The 17,180-nt window shown below is 64.9% G+C and carries 12 protein-coding genes; 8 read left to right on the top strand and 4 right to left on the bottom strand.

The features are described 5' to 3' along the window. Positions 1-4: 4 nt before the first annotated feature. Both aroB and BLQ71_RS01550 read right to left on the bottom strand, forming a co-directional pair. The gene (gene aroB, locus BLQ71_RS01555; RefSeq protein WP_074620475.1) at positions 5-1,117 is read right to left on the bottom strand and encodes a 3-dehydroquinate synthase; all 1,113 of its coding nucleotides are present in this window, start codon (positions 1,115-1,117) and stop codon (positions 5-7) included. Continuing rightward, complete coding sequence (locus BLQ71_RS01550; protein WP_074620474.1) at positions 1,114-1,686, bottom strand: shikimate kinase; 573 nt, start codon at positions 1,684-1,686, stop codon at positions 1,114-1,116. The genes aroB and BLQ71_RS01550 overlap by 4 nt, the downstream gene beginning before the upstream one ends. A gap of 96 nt (positions 1,687-1,782) precedes the next feature. Between BLQ71_RS01550 and BLQ71_RS26245 the strand changes: the two genes are divergently transcribed. From BLQ71_RS26245 to BLQ71_RS01525, 6 genes are all read left to right on the top strand, one after another. After that, entirely contained in the window at positions 1,783-1,932 is a 150-nt protein-coding gene (locus tag BLQ71_RS26245) for a hypothetical protein (protein WP_162846261.1), read from the top strand. Beyond that, entirely contained in the window at positions 1,922-3,394 is a 1,473-nt protein-coding gene (locus BLQ71_RS01545; protein ID WP_074620473.1) for a hypothetical protein, read from the top strand. Before BLQ71_RS26245 ends, BLQ71_RS01545 begins: the two co-directional genes overlap by 11 nt. Continuing rightward, positions 3,391-4,320 carry a site-specific tyrosine recombinase XerD gene (locus tag BLQ71_RS01540; protein ID WP_074620472.1) on the top strand — a complete coding sequence of 310 codons (930 nt, stop codon included), beginning with the start codon at positions 3,391-3,393 and terminating at the stop codon, positions 4,318-4,320. The genes BLQ71_RS01545 and BLQ71_RS01540 overlap by 4 nt, the downstream gene beginning before the upstream one ends. A gap of 393 nt (positions 4,321-4,713) precedes the next feature. Then, positions 4,714-6,036, top strand: a complete 1,323-nt coding sequence (locus BLQ71_RS01535; RefSeq protein ID WP_043139339.1) for an HlyC/CorC family transporter — start codon at positions 4,714-4,716, stop codon at positions 6,034-6,036. Positions 6,037-6,154: 118 nt separating this feature from the next. Continuing rightward, positions 6,155-6,811, top strand: coding sequence for a hypothetical protein (locus BLQ71_RS01530; RefSeq protein WP_074620471.1), 657 nt, complete (start codon positions 6,155-6,157; stop codon positions 6,809-6,811). A 13-nt stretch (positions 6,812-6,824) separates the two neighbouring features. Further along, complete coding sequence (locus BLQ71_RS01525) at positions 6,825-8,210, top strand: coiled-coil domain-containing protein (protein WP_074620470.1); 1,386 nt, start codon at positions 6,825-6,827, stop codon at positions 8,208-8,210. Between the two features lie 2 nt (positions 8,211-8,212). Here the strand turns inward: BLQ71_RS01525 and BLQ71_RS01520 are convergent, their stop codons facing one another. Then, positions 8,213-10,633, bottom strand: coding sequence for a GcvT family protein (locus tag BLQ71_RS01520; protein ID WP_074620469.1), 2,421 nt, complete (start codon positions 10,631-10,633; stop codon positions 8,213-8,215). Positions 10,634-10,799: 166 nt separating this feature from the next. Between BLQ71_RS01520 and BLQ71_RS01515 the strand changes: the two genes are divergently transcribed. Continuing rightward, positions 10,800-13,205: a GcvT family protein gene (locus tag BLQ71_RS01515; RefSeq protein ID WP_074620468.1), complete on the top strand. Its 2,406-nt coding sequence runs from the start codon at positions 10,800-10,802 to the stop codon at positions 13,203-13,205. A 121-nt stretch (positions 13,206-13,326) separates the two neighbouring features. Next, positions 13,327-13,944: a nucleotidyltransferase family protein gene (locus BLQ71_RS01510; RefSeq protein ID WP_074620467.1), complete on the top strand. Its 618-nt coding sequence runs from the start codon at positions 13,327-13,329 to the stop codon at positions 13,942-13,944. A gap of 200 nt (positions 13,945-14,144) precedes the next feature. Here BLQ71_RS01510 and BLQ71_RS25675 read toward each other — a convergent pair whose 3' ends face one another. Continuing rightward, positions 14,145-17,105 carry a Hint domain-containing protein gene (locus BLQ71_RS25675; RefSeq protein WP_069211403.1) on the bottom strand — a complete coding sequence of 987 codons (2,961 nt, stop codon included), beginning with the start codon at positions 17,103-17,105 and terminating at the stop codon, positions 14,145-14,147. Positions 17,106-17,180: the final 75 nt, after the last annotated feature.

The following is a 17,180-nucleotide window of genomic DNA, read 5'->3' as shown; positions in this document are numbered from 1 at the left end:
GGGATCAGCGGTCGGAAAGCTGCTCTGCCAGCAAGGTGCGAACCATGTCGCGCGGCACATCGGAGGTCACGAAGGCCTCGCCGATGCCGCGTGCCAGGATGAACCGCAGCTGGCCATCCACCACCTTCTTGTCCTGCCCCATCAGTTCCAGCAGCGCCTCCGCATCCGGCAGGTCACCGGGAATATCGGCCAGGTCGCAGCGCATCCCGCTGTCCTTCAGCAGCGCGCGGACCCGGCTGGGATCTTCCTGCGAACAGAGGCCAAGCCGCGCCGACAGCTCAAAAGCCAGCGCACAGCCAATCGCCACACCCTCGCCGTGCAACAGGCGGTCGGAATAGCCCGTTGCCGCCTCCAGCGCGTGACAGAAGGTATGGCCAAGGTTCAACAGCGCCCGGTCGCCCTGTTCCGTCTCGTCGCGCAAGACGATCTCGGCCTTCATCTCGACCGAGCGTTGCACCGCATAGGCCCGCGCGTCACGATCACCCCCGGCGACCTTGGCGCCGTTGGTCTCCAGCCAGTCAAAGAACGCCGCATCGCCCAGCAGCCCGTATTTCACCACCTCGCCATAGCCGGCCAGGAAATCGCGCGGTGTCAGGGTCTCGAGGACGCCGATGTCCGCCAGAACCAGCACGGGCTGGTGAAAGGCCCCGATCAGGTTCTTGCCCTGGGGCGCGTTGATGCCGGTCTTGCCGCCCACCGAACTGTCGACCTGCGCCAGAAGGCTGGTCGGGATCTGCACGAAACGGACCCCCCGGCGCAGGACCGCGGCGGCAAAACCCACGAGGTCACCGATCACGCCACCGCCCAGGGCCACCACGATGTCGCGCCGTTCGACCTTCTGTTCCAGCAGCCATTCGACGGTACGGGTGAACTGCGGCCAGCCTTTCGTCGACTCGCCCGGCGGCAGGGTCAGGGCCACGCTTTCTATACCTTCGGCGGCCAGCGCCGCCTCCAGCGTGGCCAGATGCGACGCGGCGACATTTTCGTCGCTGACAATGGCCACGCGCGGGCGTTTCAGCAGCGGCGCGATCTCTGCCCCGGCCCGCGACAGCAGACCGGCGCCGATGCGCACCTCGTATTCGCGTCCCGGCAACGGGACATTCACCGTCTCGATCATTCCACCTTCTCCAGCACGTCCGGCCGGTTGTCTACCAGCGCGGCCTTGACCCGCTTTGCCATCTGGTCCAGCGACAGGCCCGGTGCCGAAGGCACCGCCACATCGGCCTGCGCATAGACCGGCACCCTTGCCTCGTAGAGTTGCCGCAACGTGCCCTTGGGATCTGGCGTGCGCAGCAGCGGTCGGGTGTCCTTGTGGCGCACCCTTTCCCACAACAGATCCAGGTCCGCATCCAACCAGACAGAGACCCCCATGCGCGAGATCATCTGGCGGTTGTCTGCGGACAAAAAGGCCCCGCCGCCGGTCGACAGGACGCCGGGCTTGCCTTCCAGCAGGCGCTCGATCACCTGGCTTTCCTTGCGTCGAAAAAAGGGTTCGCCATCGCGGGCGAAAATCTCTGCGATGGTCATGTTGGCGGCTTCCTCGATCTCGTGATCCGAATCGCGGAACATGACGCCAAGCTGTGCCGCCAGCGTCCGGCCCACCGCCGTCTTGCCTGCCCCCATCATGCCCACGAAGACAATTGTCTTGTGCAGGATCAAACCCTTGTGAACCGTGCCTTCGGCCATCCCTCGCCCATCGCTTAACCTGTTGCGTGAATGACGTGATCGCGACAAAAAGGCTAGGTATAAGTTGAAAAAAGACGAGGCAGGGGGCGCGACCTAATGGGGCGGTTGATCAAATGGCTATTCTATCTGCTGGTCCTGGGGGCGCTGGCGCTTGTCGCCTATGCCTATGTCGGACCCTTCTTCGGAGCGGATTTCAGCCCGCCCCAGTCCGAGCGCCGGTTGCCGGTGCAACTCGATGACGGTTGAACCGGGCCACAGCCTGCCGCTGGCGTTTTGCGCCGCGCTCTTTCTGGCCGGAACGGTGGCGGCCCAGGATGCCCCGGTCGCACAAAGCGCCAATCCGCCCCGGGTCGACGAAGCCCCGCTTTCGGCGCCCAATCCCGGGGCCGCGGGGCTGTTGTCACCGCGCCTGACCGGTCTGACCACGGATATGTGGCGCGGGTCGGATCCGGCAACGCTCGAAGGGTTGATCCGCGCGCTGGACTTGCCGGTTCCCGCGCTGCGGGCGCACATGCGGGTGATGATGCTGGCCGAAGCCGATCCGCCGGCGGACGATCGCGACCTGGCCCATCTGACCGCGCGCCTCACCTGGCTCGAAGACCAGGGCCTTGTCGAAGAGGCGCTGGCATTGCTCGACATCACCGGGGTGCAGGACCCGCATCTCTTCTCGATCTGGTCCGACCTGGCATTGCTGCTGGGCGAATCCGCCCCGGTCTGCCGGGCACTCTCGGCGCAGCCAAGACTGAGTGACGACCTGTCCCTGCGGATTTTCTGCACCGCCCGCGACGGCGATTGGCGCCGTGCGGCGCTGGTCCTGCAAAGCGCGCAGACCCTTGGCGACATCCGCGGACGCCGGGCAGAGCTGCTGACCCGGTTCCTGGATCCCGAACTGGCCAGTGATGCACCGCTCCTCCCGCCCGTGCGCCCGACCCCCTTGGAATTCCGACTGTTCGAAGCGCTGGGAGAGCCGCTGCCCACCGCGCCCCTGCCCCTGCCCTTCGCGGTCCTCGACCTAGGCGGAGACAATGGCTGGCGCGCCCAGATTCAGGCCGCCGAACGGCTCGCACGGGCCGGCAGCCTGCCCGCCAACCGGCTGCTCGGCATCTACACCCTGCGCCAGCCCGCCGCCTCGGGCGGCGTCTGGGACCGGGTCGATGCCTTGCAGGATTTCGAACGGGCCCTGAACCGGGGGACGCCCGGCGCGATCGCGCAAGAACTGGAACGGGTCTGGCCGCAAATGGCGTCGGGCCGCCTTCTGGTGCCTTTTGCAGAGCTTTACGGCGAACGCCTGTCGGAAATCTCGATGGACGGACGTGCCGCCGGTCTTGCTCGCCGCGCGGGTTTCCTGTCGCCCGCCTACGAGGCGCTGGCGCTGGAATTGACCGACGGCAGCCGCGAGACCCGTTTCCTGACCGCCATTGCCCGGGGCCTGGCCCCGGCGGAAATGGCCGACCTGCCCCATGCACAGGCCGTGGCCGCGGGATTCTCCGGCGCGGCCATGCCCCGCACGCTCCGATCGCAGCTGGCCGAGGGTCGCCTGGGTGAGGTCATCCTGCGCGCGATGGTGCTTTTTGCCTCCGGCGCGGCGGGCAACGGACAGGATCTGACCGATGCCATTGCCGCCTTCCGCAGCCTGGGGCTGGAGGAACTCGCCCGGCGCTCGGCGCTGGAACTGATGATCCTCGATGCCGAACGGGCCCGCCGATGACGCCGGCGCGCTGGGTGCCGCTGTTCCTAGAGGCGCTGGCCGCCGAACGCGGGGCGGCCGCCAATACCCTTGCCGCCTATGACCGCGACCTGGCGCATGTCCAGGACTGGCTGACGGACGCGGGCAAGGATTTCGCCAGCGCGTCAGAGGACGACATCACGGCATACCTCGTGCATTGCGACGCTCAGGGCCTGTCCAAAGGCACCCGCGCGCGCCGTCTGTCCGCCGTGAAACAGCTTTACCGTTTCGCCTTCGAGGAAGGGCTGCGCCAGGACAACCCGGCACTGCAGATCGCCGGCCCGGGCCGCGACAAGCGCCTGCCCAAGACGCTCTCGGTCGACGAGGTCGACCGCCTGCTGGAGGCCGCGCAGGCACATGGACGCAGTGCCGCCGACCGCAGCCGGAACGCCTGCCTGATGCAGGTACTCTATGCGACGGGCATGCGGGTCAGCGAGCTTGTCTCCTTGCCGCTGGCCGCGGCGCGGGGCGATCCGAGGATGTTGCTGATCCGCGGCAAGGGCGGCAAGGAACGCATGGTTCCGCTCTCTCCCCCGGCCCGGACGGCACTGGCCGACTGGCTCGCCACCCGCGAAGCGCAGGAGGACAGCGCGAAGGCCCGGGGCAAACCGGCCTCAAGCTTTCTCTTTCCATCCAGGGGCAAGGCGGGTCACCTGACCCGACACGCCTTCTACATGTTGATCAAGGATTTCGCGGTCGAGGCCGGCGTCTCGCCGGATAAAGTCACGCCCCATACCCTGCGCCATGCCTTCGCCACGCATCTCCTGGCCAATGGCGCCGACCTGCGCGCCATCCAGACCCTGCTAGGCCACGCCGACGTGGCCACGACCGAAATCTACACACATGTGCTCGAAGAACGCCTGCGCGACCTGGTGCTGGATCACCATCCGCTTGCAAAAGACGACTGATACCGCGCCCGGCGACAACGGGGCGCCGGCCGGACAGATCGCACTCACGGCGAACCGGCGCGCAGCCTGTTCCCAGGAGCCCTCCATCGCTTGAGGCCGATCAGGGCCGGGGCGCGGGGCTTTGCAAGGGGCCGCAGGCCCGCGCCCCGCGCGGCTTGCCCTTTCAAAGCCCCGTGCGCTGGCTCAGGCCCTCAAAAAGCGAGGGAGGGTGCAGGGCAACAGGCGATGCTTGTTCCCTGGTGTCTCCGGAAGCAACAAACAGGCACAGCCTGTCCAGAGGGGTCGGTGGGCGGGCGTCTTTGCGGCAAGGCCGCAAACAGTCCCGTCCCGCCGCCCCCTTGATCCCGTCCTGCCGCGCCCCCATAACCGGATCAAACCCAAAGGACCGCTTACATGGACGCATCGACCGGCTCTTTCGACGCCGCTTTCTGGATCTCCTCTGCCGCGATTTTGGCCCTCATCATGCTGTCGGCCTTCTTTTCCGGCTCCGAAACCGCCCTCACCGCCGCTTCGCGGGGCAAGCTGCGCGCAGCCGCCGACAAGGGCAATTCCGGGGCCCTGCGCGCGCTCGGCATCACCGAGGACAACGAAAGGCTGATCGGCTCGGTCCTGTTGGGCAACAACCTGGTCAACATCCTGGCCACGGCGCTGGCCACCAGCATTTTCACCCAGGCCTTCGGCGAGGGCGGCGTCGTGTACGCCACGCTGGTCATGACCCTCCTGGTGCTGATCTTCGCCGAGGTCCTGCCCAAGACCTATGCCATCACCAACCCCGAAACCGCCGCCTCGCGCGTGTCGGCCCCCATCGCGCTGGTTGTGCGGCTGTTTGCGCCCGTGGTGTCGGCCGTTCGCGTGCTGGTGCGGGCATTGCTGCGCATCGTCGGCGTGCGCACCGATCCAGACAGCCACATCCTCGCCGTGCGCGAGGAAATCGCCGGTGCCCTGCAACTGGGCCATTCCGAAGGCGTGGTAGAAAAGGAAGACCGCGACCGCATCCTGGGCGCGTTGGACCTGAGCGATCGCACGGTCGAGGAGATCATGCTGCACCGTTCAAAGATCGAGATGATCGACGCCAACGCGCGGCCGCAGGAAATCCTGGAACAATGCCTGGAAAGCAGCCACACCCGCCTGCCGGTCTTCCGCGACGACCCCGAGAACATCATCGGCGTCATCCACGCCAAGGATCTCTTGCGCGCCATGTACAAACTGGTGGACGAGGACCAGACGATGGCAGGCGCCATCGCGGGTTTCAATATCACCGACATCGCGATGAAGCCCTATTTCGTCCCCGACACCACCTCGCTCGACGACCAGATGCGCCAGTTCCTGCGCCGCCGCACGCATTTCGCGCTGGTCGTCGACGAATACGGCAGCCTGCAGGGGTTGATCACGCTCGAGGACATCCTCGAGGAAATCGTCGGCGAGATCACCGATGAATTCGACCCCGACGCCGAACACCCGATCCGCCGCGCCGAGGATGGCCACTATTGGATCGACGGGGCCATGACGATCCGCGATTTCAACCGCGCCACCGACTGGTCGCTGCCCGACGACGAGGCCAACACCGTCGCAGGCCTCGTGATCCACGAGGCGCAGATGATCCCCACCGTGGGCCAGGTCTTCAGCTTTCACGGCTTCCGCTTCGAGGTCATGGCGCGGGAAAACAACCGGATCACCAAGCTCAAGGTCCGTCCGCTGGTCTCCGGGACCGCCTAGACAGCCGCAGAGGCGATCTTGATTTGGCTCAAGGCCCGCGCTGTCCTGCCTGATACCTTGTCCTCATGGCCAGCGTGCGCGGGGTGTCCCGCCCTCGCCGGGCCGGGAGGACGCCGCGATGAAAAAGCTTCGCCCGCAGTACCTGGCAGCATGGTTTGCCTTGGCCGTGGCGGTCGGCGGGGCAGAGGCAGATCCCCCGGAGACGCTGCACCTTGTGCAGGGGCTGGATATCAACACCCTTCTCAAGGACGGCCCCGCCTCACCCGCGCCGGAGAGCAACCGCCCGGCAGACCTGACGGATCTGTTGCGCGGCACGCCCGCACCGGGCCCCGAGGCGATGGAGGTGCCCTCGCCCCTTCCCGCCGCACGCGCCGTCAGCGTCTTCCCCGATACAGCCCTCGCAGGCAAATGGACGGGCCAGGGAACAGGGTGCAGCGGCGTTTCCATCACCTTTACGATAGGCGACGCTGGCTTTGACGGACAAAGCCTGTGGACCGACCCGGACAATGGCAGCATCCTCACCACCCGCGTGACCGCCCGGGCAGACCGCACCCGCGCAGGCAAGACCCTTCCGGGACAGCCTGACGCCTACCTGTCCTTCGCCCGGCAATACGCGGCCCGGATCACGCGAACAGATGCCTCTGGCCGGGTCGCGGACATGCTCGACGATTACCCCGTGACCCTTCTGGTCGCCCACGATCCGGATGCCGGGGGACTGGTCCTGCGCTTTGTCGAACCGGTGACGCCCTGCGCTTTCACGCGGTCGGACCAATGACGGAGCGTCACGGATGAAACGGCACAGCCTGATACACCTGATGGTCCTGGCCCTGGTCACTTTTTTGGCCGCCACCCCGCCGCGCGCGGATACCGACACCCAGATCGAGGCCACCATCGCCCAGTTGCGCCAGCAGGTCGGCCAGATCATTACCCGCAGCGACAAGGTTGAAAGCGAGTTGACAGCAATCCGAGCCTTCAAATGGCGCATTTGGAAAGCATGGATTCAACCCTGGCAAGCAAATGACACCGCAATTCGCAACCTGACGGCAGAGATCGAAGCGCTCAAGCGGATGCGCGCCTTCAACCAGAACTCGCGCGATCTGAACAACAAGATGCGAGCGCTGCTGGCGGAACGCACCGCGCTGGAGCGGTTGCGGAACGGCACGGTCGATGACTGCGACCCGCCCTGTTCCGACATTCACCAGTTGTTCCAACAGTACAACGTCCGCGTTCAGCGCGAAAAAGAACTGGTCGCCGAACAGGCCGATTTGAACCGGAATTCCCTGCGGCTGGATGAGCGGATCAAGGCACAAAAGGACAAGCTGGCCGACAACAAGGCGGCGCGCGACAAGCTTCTGGCCGTCGAAAGGGACAAGCTGACGGCAGAGCGCAACCGTTACGGCGAGATGCTCAAGAACCCGGAGCACTTCATCCTGCCATCCCTGACACCCAGCGGGCCACCCCGCATCCTGACCAAGGATGATCTGACAGTGGAAATCACGCTGATCCTCTTCGAGGTCGGCACCACCAATGACATCGCCAGCCCCGAGTTCCGGGACGAGATCGCGGCCTTGGTGCACAGGATTCAGCAAAGCTCGGCGCTGATGCGGCAACGGATCGGGGCCAAGATCGATTTTCTGAATGACCAGATCGCCGCCCTGGACCGGCGGCTGTCCGCCACGGCGGGCACGGTCGCCCCCCAGCCGGACGGCGCCAATTGCCCGGCCCGCAACCCCGACCTGACAGGACAGGTTCTGACCCACCGCATCCCGCCAGGCGATGACCGGGATTATCTCTCGTGCAGCTATTTCGCCAGTCCCAACGGCGGACAGGCCGCCGGTCCGATCAAGTCACAGGTCCGCTACGCGGCTGGCAAGGAAAGCGGGGTCTCTGCCTATTTCACACAGGACGGCGGACATCACCTCGACCAGATCCACGATATCCACGGCCCGAGGCAGAGCGGCTCGGACTGCGGCTATCATTCCGCCAGCGCCATCGCCAAATACCGCCTGCAAGGCGACGACGGCAGCGCAATGGTCGTTTTCTGCGAGCCGGACGGCACCTTGGGAAAATGCGATTATTTCACCCATGACGGGCGCGCACGCCGGTGCAGCGCGGATTGCACCGACAAATGCGCGGCCCTGCGGACCAGCATCGGCTGGCCCGCGATGCAATAGGGTCAGGCGCGCAGGCGCTCTCCGGAAGGGTCGAACGGCGGCTCTGCCAGGATTTCCGCCCCGTGCGGGCGGCCCAGCACCATGACCTCGACCCTGTCACCCGGCGCCGCCGTGCCCGCCTTGACGTAGCCAAGCGCCAGGCTGCGCCCCACCGAGTAGCCATAGCCGCCCGAGGTCACGCGCCCGATGCCCTGCCCGTCGCGAAAGATTGGCTCTCCGCCCGTGGCATCGGCGTTGGAGGCCGTTACCGCCTCCTCGTCCAGCGCAAGGATCACCAGTTCCTCGCGCGCCGGCTTGTCGATCACCTCCACCAGCGCCTGCTTGTTCAGGAACGCTTTGTCCAGCTTGCACAGCCGCGCCAGCCCCACTTCCTGCGGCCAATACTCGGGCGAATACTCGCGGCCCCACGAGCCATAGCCCTTTTCGATCCTGAGGCTCATCAGCGCACGGCTGCCGACCGGGCCGATCCCCAGGTTTTCGCCTTCCTTCAGAAGTGCCTCATAGAGCTGCGCCTGGTCGTCCTCGGCACAATGGAGTTCCCAGCCAAGATCACCGGTAAAGGAGACCCGCAGCGCCAGCACCCGCACACCGGCCAGCTCGATCCATTGCGAGGCCATGAAGGGCCAGTCCTCGGTGGCGAGCGAGGCGTTGGTCAACCGCCCCAGCATCTCGCGCGAACGCGGCCCGGCCACGTTGAAGCCGCACATGGCCTTGGTCATCGACGTGCAAGTCGTCCCCTCGGGCAAGGGCACATCCGCGAAGAAACGCTGGTGATAACGCTCGGCCATACCCGAGCCGATCACCCAGAATTCCTCTTCGCCCAGGCGGGTGACGGTGAAATCCCCGGCAATCCCGCCGCGCTTGCCGATCAGCGGCGTCAGGCAGGAGCGCCCCACCCTGCGCGGCATCCGGTTGGCAAACAGCGCGTTCAGCCAGTCCTCGGCGCCCGCACCGCTGACGCGGTACTTGGCAAAGTTCGAGATATCGATGATGCCGCCGGTGTCACGCAGCATCCGCGCCTCGCGACCCACGCTTTCCCACCATCCCTGCCGGGTGAAGCCGGGCGTGTCGGGCTGGTCGGCGTCGAAGTATGCGGGATGTTCCCAGCCGTAGTTGAGCCCGAACCTGGCCCCCATCGCCTTTTGCATCTCGTAGACCGGACGTACACGCACCGGACGCCCGGCATCGCGTTCCTCTCCGGGGAAGTGGATGGCAAAGCGGTGCGCGTACTGGTTCATGACCCGCGCCTTGGTGAATGTCTCATCCGCCCAGTCGCCAAAGCGTGCCATGTCCCAGGCGAACATGTCGTACTGCATCTCGCCTTCGACGATCCATTGCGCCGCCATCAGCCCCATGCCGCCGGACTGCGAGAAACCGGGGATGATGCCATTGCAGCAGAAATAGCCCTTCAGTTCCGGCACCGGCCCCATCAGCACGTTGGAATCCGGCGACCAGATCATCGGCCCGTTGATGACCCTCTTGATCCCCGCCATGCCCACCGCCGGCACCCGGTCGATGGCGCGCATCATGTTGTCTTCGATGCGTTCCAGATCATCCGGGAAGAGATCATGCGCAAAGTCCAGCGGCGTGCCGTCCTCGGCCCAAAGACGCACGTCGCGTTCATAGGCGCCGATCAGCAGGCCCTTGCCTTCCTGGCGCAGGTAATACTCGCCGTCCCGGTCCGCGACCGAGGGCAGGCGCCGGTCCATCCCGTCGATCTCGGCGATGGTTTCGGTCACGAAATACTGGTGCTCGGTCGGTTGCAGCGGCAGCTTCAACCCCGCCAGCGCCGCCACCTCGCGCCCCCAGAGCCCGGCGGCGTTCACCACCCAGGGGGTTGCGATGTCGCCCTTGGGCGTCCGCACGATCCAAGACCCGTCCGGCTGCTGTTCCGTCGCCATGACAGGCGTGAATCGATGGATTTCCGCCCCCCGTTGCCGTGCCCCAGCCGCGTATGCCGCCGTCACACCGGACGGGTCCACGTTGCCGCCATCGGGTTCATACATGATGCAACGGATGCCGGTGAAATCGACCAGCGGGTGCAGGCGCTCAGCCTCGTCCCGGGTAATTTCGTAGAAGTTCATGCCGTAGAGCTTGGCCTTGGCCGCCTGCAGGCGCAGCTGGTGCTCCCGCTCGACCGTCTGCGCAAGGTACAGGCTGCCGGGCTGGAATACACCGCAGCTCTGGCCGGTTTCCGCCTCCAGGTCCTTGTACAGGGTCATGGTATAGTGCTGCAGGCGGCTGATGTTGGTGCTGTCGTGCAGCCCGTGGATATTGGCCGCCGCGTGCCAGGTGGAACCCGACGTCAACTCGTCGCGTTCAAGCAGGACAACATCCCGCCATCCGAGTTTTGTCAGGTGGTAAAGGATCGAACATCCGATCACGCCGCCTCCGATGACGACGGCTTGGGCTTCGCTGCGCATGGGTCACTCCGCAAATCTGCCCGTCACCCTGCCCGGCAAACACGTACAAAAAATGCCCGTTTGCGACAGATTTCGTCGCCCGTTCACAACGCCTCGCGCTTCTTCTTTCGTCAAATACGCATGACAGGTGGCCGCTTCGGCGGCCCGTACCGAATGGAGGCAGATCATGAAAACCACAACCCGAGTCGTCGTGATCGGAGGCGGAGTCGTCGGCTGTTCCGTGCTCTACCACCTGACCAAGCTGGGCTGGTCGGACGTGATGCTGCTGGAACGATCCGACCTGACCAGCGGCAGCACATGGCATGCGGCGGGCGGTTTTCACACGCTGAACGGCGATACCAACATGGCCGCGCTGCAGGGGTACACCATCCGCCTCTACAAGGAACTCGAAGAGCTGACGGGCATGTCGTGCGGGCTGCACCACGTCGGCGGCATCACCCTGGCCGACAACCGCGACCGTTTTGACATGCTGCTCGCGGAACGCGCCAAGCATCGTTACATGGGCCTGGAAACCGAGATCGTCGGGCCGGAAGAGATCGCGAAACTCGCCCCCATCGTGAACCTCGACGGCGTAATCGGGGCGCTCTACGATCCGTTGGACGGGCACCTCGATCCTTCCGGCACGACCCATGCCTATGCCAGGGCCGCGCGCATGGGCGGGGCCGAAATCCATCTTCATACCAAGGTGTTGGAGACCAATCCTCGTGCGGATGGCACTTGGGATGTTGTCACTGACAAAGGCACCATTCATACCGAACATGTCGTCAACGCCGCCGGTCTCTGGGCCCGCGAGGTGGGCGCAATGGCCGGTGTCTACCTGCCGCTGCATCCGATGGAACACCAGTACCTCGTGACCGAGGAAACGCCGGAAATCTATGAGCGCGACGCAGAACACCCGCATGTCATGGACCCGGCCGGGGAAAGCTACCTGCGGCAGGAAGGGCGCGGGCTGTGCATCGGTTTCTACGAACAGCCCTGCCGCCCCTGGGCAGTGGACGGCACCCCCTGGGAATTCGGTCACGAACTCTTGCCGGATGACTTTGACAAGATCGAGCAAAGCATTGAATTCGCGTACAAACGCTTTCCCGTTTTGGAACGCGCCGGGGTAAAATCCGTGATCCACGGGCCCTTTACCTTTGCGCCCGACGGCAACCCGCTGGTGGGGCCGATCCCCGGGCTGCGCGGCTATTGGTCAGCCTGCGGCGTGATGGCAGGCTTCAGCCAGGGCGGCGGCGTGGGGCTGATGCTGGCGCAATGGATGGTGCATGGCGAATGCGAACGCGACACCGGCGCGATGGACGTGGCACGCTTTGGCGACTGGATCTCACCCGGCTACACCCTGCCGAAAGTTATTGAAAACTATCAGAAACGCTTTTCGGTCAGCTATCCAAACGAGGAACTGCCCGCTGCGCGGCCCAACCGCACGACGCCGATGTATGACATCTTCGATCGCATGGGCGCGGTCTGGGGCGCGCAATACGGGCTGGAGGTGGTCAACTACTTCGCCGCCGAGGGGGAACCGCGCTATGAAACGCCGTCATTCCGCCGTTCAAACGCCTGGGAGGCCACCGCGCGCGAGGTCCTTGCCGTGCGCGAGGCGGCGGGCATCAACGAGGTCCAGAACTTCGGCAAGTACCGCGTAACCGGGCCCAATGCCCGCGCCTGGCTGGACCGGATCATGGCGGGCCGCATCCCCGCGCCGGGCCGCATGTCCCTGACGCCCATGCTGTCGCCCGCCGGCCGGATCATCGGCGATTTCACCGTCGCCTGCCTGTCCGAAACCGAGTTCCGCCTGACCGCCTCCTATGGCGCGCAGGCCTATCACATGCGCTGGTTCCTGCAACATCAGGAAGACGGCGTAAGCATCGAGAACATCAGCGACAAATCCACCGGATTCCAGGTGGCCGGGCCGCTTGCACGCGAGATCCTTCAGGCCTGCACCCGTACCGACATCAGCGACATGCGTTTCATGGACGTTCGACGCATGGTCGTGGGCATGACAGACTGCCTCGTGCAGCGCGTCTCTTATACAGGCGATCTGGGCTTTGAGATCTACTGCGATCCGATGGCACAACGACAACTGTGGGCCACGCTCTGGGCCGCCGGCGCGCCGAAGGGCATGAAACCGTTTGGTATGCGCGCGATGATGAGCTTGCGCCTGGACAAGTTCTTTGGCTCCTGGGGACGCGAGTTCTCACCCGACTACACTTGCGCGGAAACCGGCCTGGATCGGTTCATCCAGTGGTCCAAGGGGGATTTCATCGGTCGCGCCGCCGCCGAAGCCGAGCGCGCCGCACCGCCGCATCGGGTCCTTGCGGTCTTTGAGATCGACGCCCTGGATACGGATGTGAACGCTTACGAACCGGTCTGGATCGACAGCGAAGTACAGGGGTTCTGCACCTCCGGCGGCTATTCGCATTTCGCGCGAAAGTCGATCGCTATGGCTTTGATCCCCCGAGAGAAAGTCCGCGCCGGCTTGACCGCGGAAATCGAGATCCTGGGCGAGATGCGCCCGGCGCGGCTGATCACGCAGCCGCTTTTCGATCCGGAAGGTCAGCATATGCGGGGATGATGCGGCACATGCATTGCCGCAACGCAGCATATAGCGGACAGCAGATCGCACGACACAAAAAGTTGCGCACTTGTCACAAGACGCGCCACATTCTTGCTCAACCTGTGTTAGTGTCTGCCCCATGCTGAATATTTCGATTCTCATCCCCGCCGCGGGCGCATCTTCACGGATGCGTGGCCGCGACAAGTTGACCGAAACAGTAGATGGTCTTCCGCTGCTGCGCCGTCAGGCGCTGCGCGCGATCGACACGGGCGCACATGTGGCCGTGACCCTTCCCGATCCCGACCACCCACGCGCCGCGGCCCTGCAGGGGCTGCCCGTGCAGGTGATCGAGGTTCCGGATTCCGATCTTGGCATGTCCGCCTCGATCCGCCGGGGCGTGGGTCTGATCCCACGCGGCATCAAGGCGATGATCATCCTGCCTGCCGACATGCCGGAGATCGAAACCGAGGATATTCAAAAGCTTATCTCCAGCTTTCAATCCGTCCCCTTCCCGATGCTGCAACAGGCCACGGCTGCCGATGGCACGCCGGGCCATCCGGTGCTTTTCCCGCAGGATTGCTTCATGGCCCTGCAGACTCTTACAGGCGACCAAGGCGCACGAGACGTCCTGAAGGCGAATGCACACAGGCTCCGGCAGATACCACTGCTAGACCGTCGTGCTCTGACTGATCTGGACACGCCAGAGGCTTGGCGCGCTTGGCGCGCCTCCCAGGGGGATGCCTGCCTCACAGGCTAGGCCGCCCGTAAAATCAAAACTCTATCGGGCGTTCTTCATCTCAGAGCGCCCGTTTTCCTTGCGCATCGCACCCGTGCCTTCCGACCTATGACAAAACAGAAACGGGACGGCCAAGGCCGCCCCGTTTCCATGTTGTCCGTTCCGGGCGCGAGGGTCGTCGTGCGCCGGAACGGGCTGCATATTCCGTTCCGGCAACACCCTTACTGCGTGAGCAGCGCCGCCTCGTGTTTTTTCAGCGAGCGGCGCGCCGAGGCATAGGCCTTGAGGCCTTCCGCATGTTCCAGTTCGGGGAACAGTTCCAGGATTTCCTGGCGCTGCGCGTTGCCGATGCCCTTGAGGCTGTAGTCGCCGGGCTGGAAGCTTTCGGTCCAGGCCCCGTTCGAGAGGATGACCTCGTGGCTGTCGAACATCACGTGGATGTAGGCCACGCCGTTCGCCTCGACCTCGTCCACGCCGTCCAGACCGGTCAGGTGCTTGGCCGCGACAAGGACCTCACGCTCTTCGAAGTAAAGCGCGGTCTTGTCATTGGCCACCAGCACCCGGTGGTTCGGCGAGACCAGCATGTCATGCTCGGGCAGATTGTTGCCCAAGGCCCCCTGCTGGATCAGGATCGGCTTGAAGTGCGGTTTGCGTGCCAGGTCAAAGCCGGTCAGGTCCTTGCGCCCGACCCACTTGATCTCCTGGATGCCGTTGTCGCGGGTGATGACCCGGTCACCGACCATCAGTTCCTCGACCAGGCGTTCGCCCTGCGGCGTGGCGATCAGCGTACCCGGGGTAAAGCAGGGCACGATTTCCTCGATCTCGAAGAAGTCCATCGTGCCGGTCACGTCGCCCGCGGCGTTCAGGAACTCGATCGTCCCGTCCAGGCCGTTGCCGTTGCTGTCCACCACAGTGTTTACGATCCGCCAGTCGACGTCCTGCGCGCCGACGCCCGACATGTCCAGGATGTCGTAGTCCTGGTTCGGCGGATCCTCGGGGTTGACCTGATCGACGAAACCGCCCGAACCACCATCGACCGTGTCGCCGATGCCGTCAGCCGCGCTGTCGACCACGATCACGTCGCGATCACTGCCCCCCATGATGCTGTCATCGCCCGACCCGCCGTTCAGCGTGTCGTTGCCCTGACCGCCCATTAGGGTGTCATCGTCGTTGCCGCCCATCAGAAGGTCGTCGTCGATGCCGCCGTCCAGCGTATCCATGCCGGAGCCGCCCATCAGCGTGTCGTCGTCGTCCCCGCCGATCAACGAGTCGTTGCCAAGGAAACCCTGCAGCAGGTCACGGTCGTTCTCGGTGTTGGGGTCGATGTCGTCGGTCAGTTCCAGCGCCGCGATATTCGAGCCGTCCAGCGTGTCGTTGCCCTGGCCGCCGTCCAGCGTATCCGACCCGTGGCCACCGATCAGCGAGTCGTCGCCCTGGCCGCCCATGATCAGGTCGTCGTCGATGCCGCCGTCCAGCGTGTCGTTCTCACCGCCGCCGTCGATCGTGTCGCGGTCATCGCCAGTGGCGATGTAGTCGTTGCCCCGGTTGCCTTCGACATAGTCGCGACCGTCTTCCTGGTTCGGGTCCGAGGTGAAACCGAGGTCGTTCAGCGGCGTCCCCGGGAAGAAGGCGGGATCGTCGCCCTCGTAATCCGAGAAGGTGTCGGTGCCCGCGATGATGGTATCGTCACCGGCCCGGCCATAGATCGTGTCCGCACCCTGCACGTCAAAGAGCGAGTCGTTGCCGCCTCCCAGATCGACAAGGTCGTCGTCGATGCCCGGATTCACGGTGTCGTCGCCACCGCCCGCCGAGATCGTGTCGGCGTCGTCGCCAGTCTGGATCAGTTCGGCAGAACCGTCGCCCACGATGTTGTCGAGGTCGTCAGAGGGATCGGGATCCTGGTCCAGGCCATCCAGCGGGTCCAGCGGCTGATCGCCGGGAGCAACCGGGAACACGTCGGTGTCGATACGCGGCACACCATCGTCCGCCACTGTGATCGATACCACACCGGTGTCCGACCCGCCCGAGGAATCGGACACGTCGTATTCAAAGGTGTCGGTGCCGGTGAAACCGTCATCGGGGGTGTAGGTGAAGGTGCCGTCGCCGTTGTCGACCACGGTGCCATTGGCCGGATCGGTGTTGAACACGACGGTCAGCGGATCGCCGTCCGGATCGCTGTCGTTGGCCAGCACGTTGATCACCACAGCGTCACCCTCGGTGGTGGTGGCGCTATCGTCCACGGCCACCGGCGGCTGGTTGGGATCACCCACGGTAAAGGTGATGGTTGCGGTGTCGCTGCCGCCGTTACCGTCGGAAATGGTGTAGGAAATCGTGTCGTCGCCGACGAAATCCGTATCCGGTGTGTAGGTCACGGTGCCGTCGCCGTTCAGAACGGCGGACCCGTTGGACGCCGGGGTGATGCCGGTGACGGTCAGCGTGTCGCCGTCCGGATCGGTGTCATTGGCCAGGGGTGTCACGTCAACCGGCGTGCCGCCTACCGTGGTGGCACTGTCGTCGACCGCGTCAGGGTCCTGGTTCTCGTCGACCACGTCCACGGTCGAGAACTCGATGTCCGAAACGGTCACGCCCTGCTGGCTGACCGCCCCGTTGGCATATTCGATCTGGATGCTGGCCACCGGGCCGTCGATCTCGACCAAAACCGAAGACGTGGGATCCTCAAAGCCGGTTTCCGCAAGGCCACTCAGCAGACCGCCAGTATTGGACACGGCCGAACCCAACGTCAGGGTCACCGGCACTTCGGTGCCGTCGGGTGCAAAGGCAGTGACGCTGAGAATGTCCTCGAAGCCCGACCCGCTTTCGTAGAGATCGCCACCCGCGCCCATGTCGATGTCGTTGATGCGGAACGAAACATTCTGCGCCGCATCGGTGTAGAGGTCGGTGTTGGTGGCGCGGAAGTCCAGCACCGTGGTCGAGGTATCGGTCCCAGCGGCTTCGCCTTCACCAAAGAGCTTGAGGAACGACTGGTTCGAGAAGCTCTCGTCCGGGGCGACGTAGCCGGGGGCGTCGAAGGTAAAGGCCGATGCGCCGGCCTGGATAGCGTCGAACGAGATGTCGACGGCCACCCCGCCCGCGTCCACCGTGGCGGAAACGCCTCCGTCCGCGTCCGGGAGGTTGGTGCCAAAGGGACCAAGGGCACCCCATTCCAATACCAAATCAGCCATTCTCTCGACCCTCTTCCAAAACAGACGGAGGACCGCGCCCCGCGCCATTGCACCGGCAATGCCTGTGGCACTGCC

Origin of the sequence: Antarctobacter albus, assembly GCF_900101505.1 — a bacterium.
Taxonomy (GTDB): domain Bacteria; phylum Pseudomonadota; class Alphaproteobacteria; order Rhodobacterales; family Rhodobacteraceae; genus Antarctobacter; species Antarctobacter albus.
The sequence above is the reverse complement of the archived record's forward strand: the minus strand, read 5'-3'. Positions and strand labels throughout refer to the sequence as shown.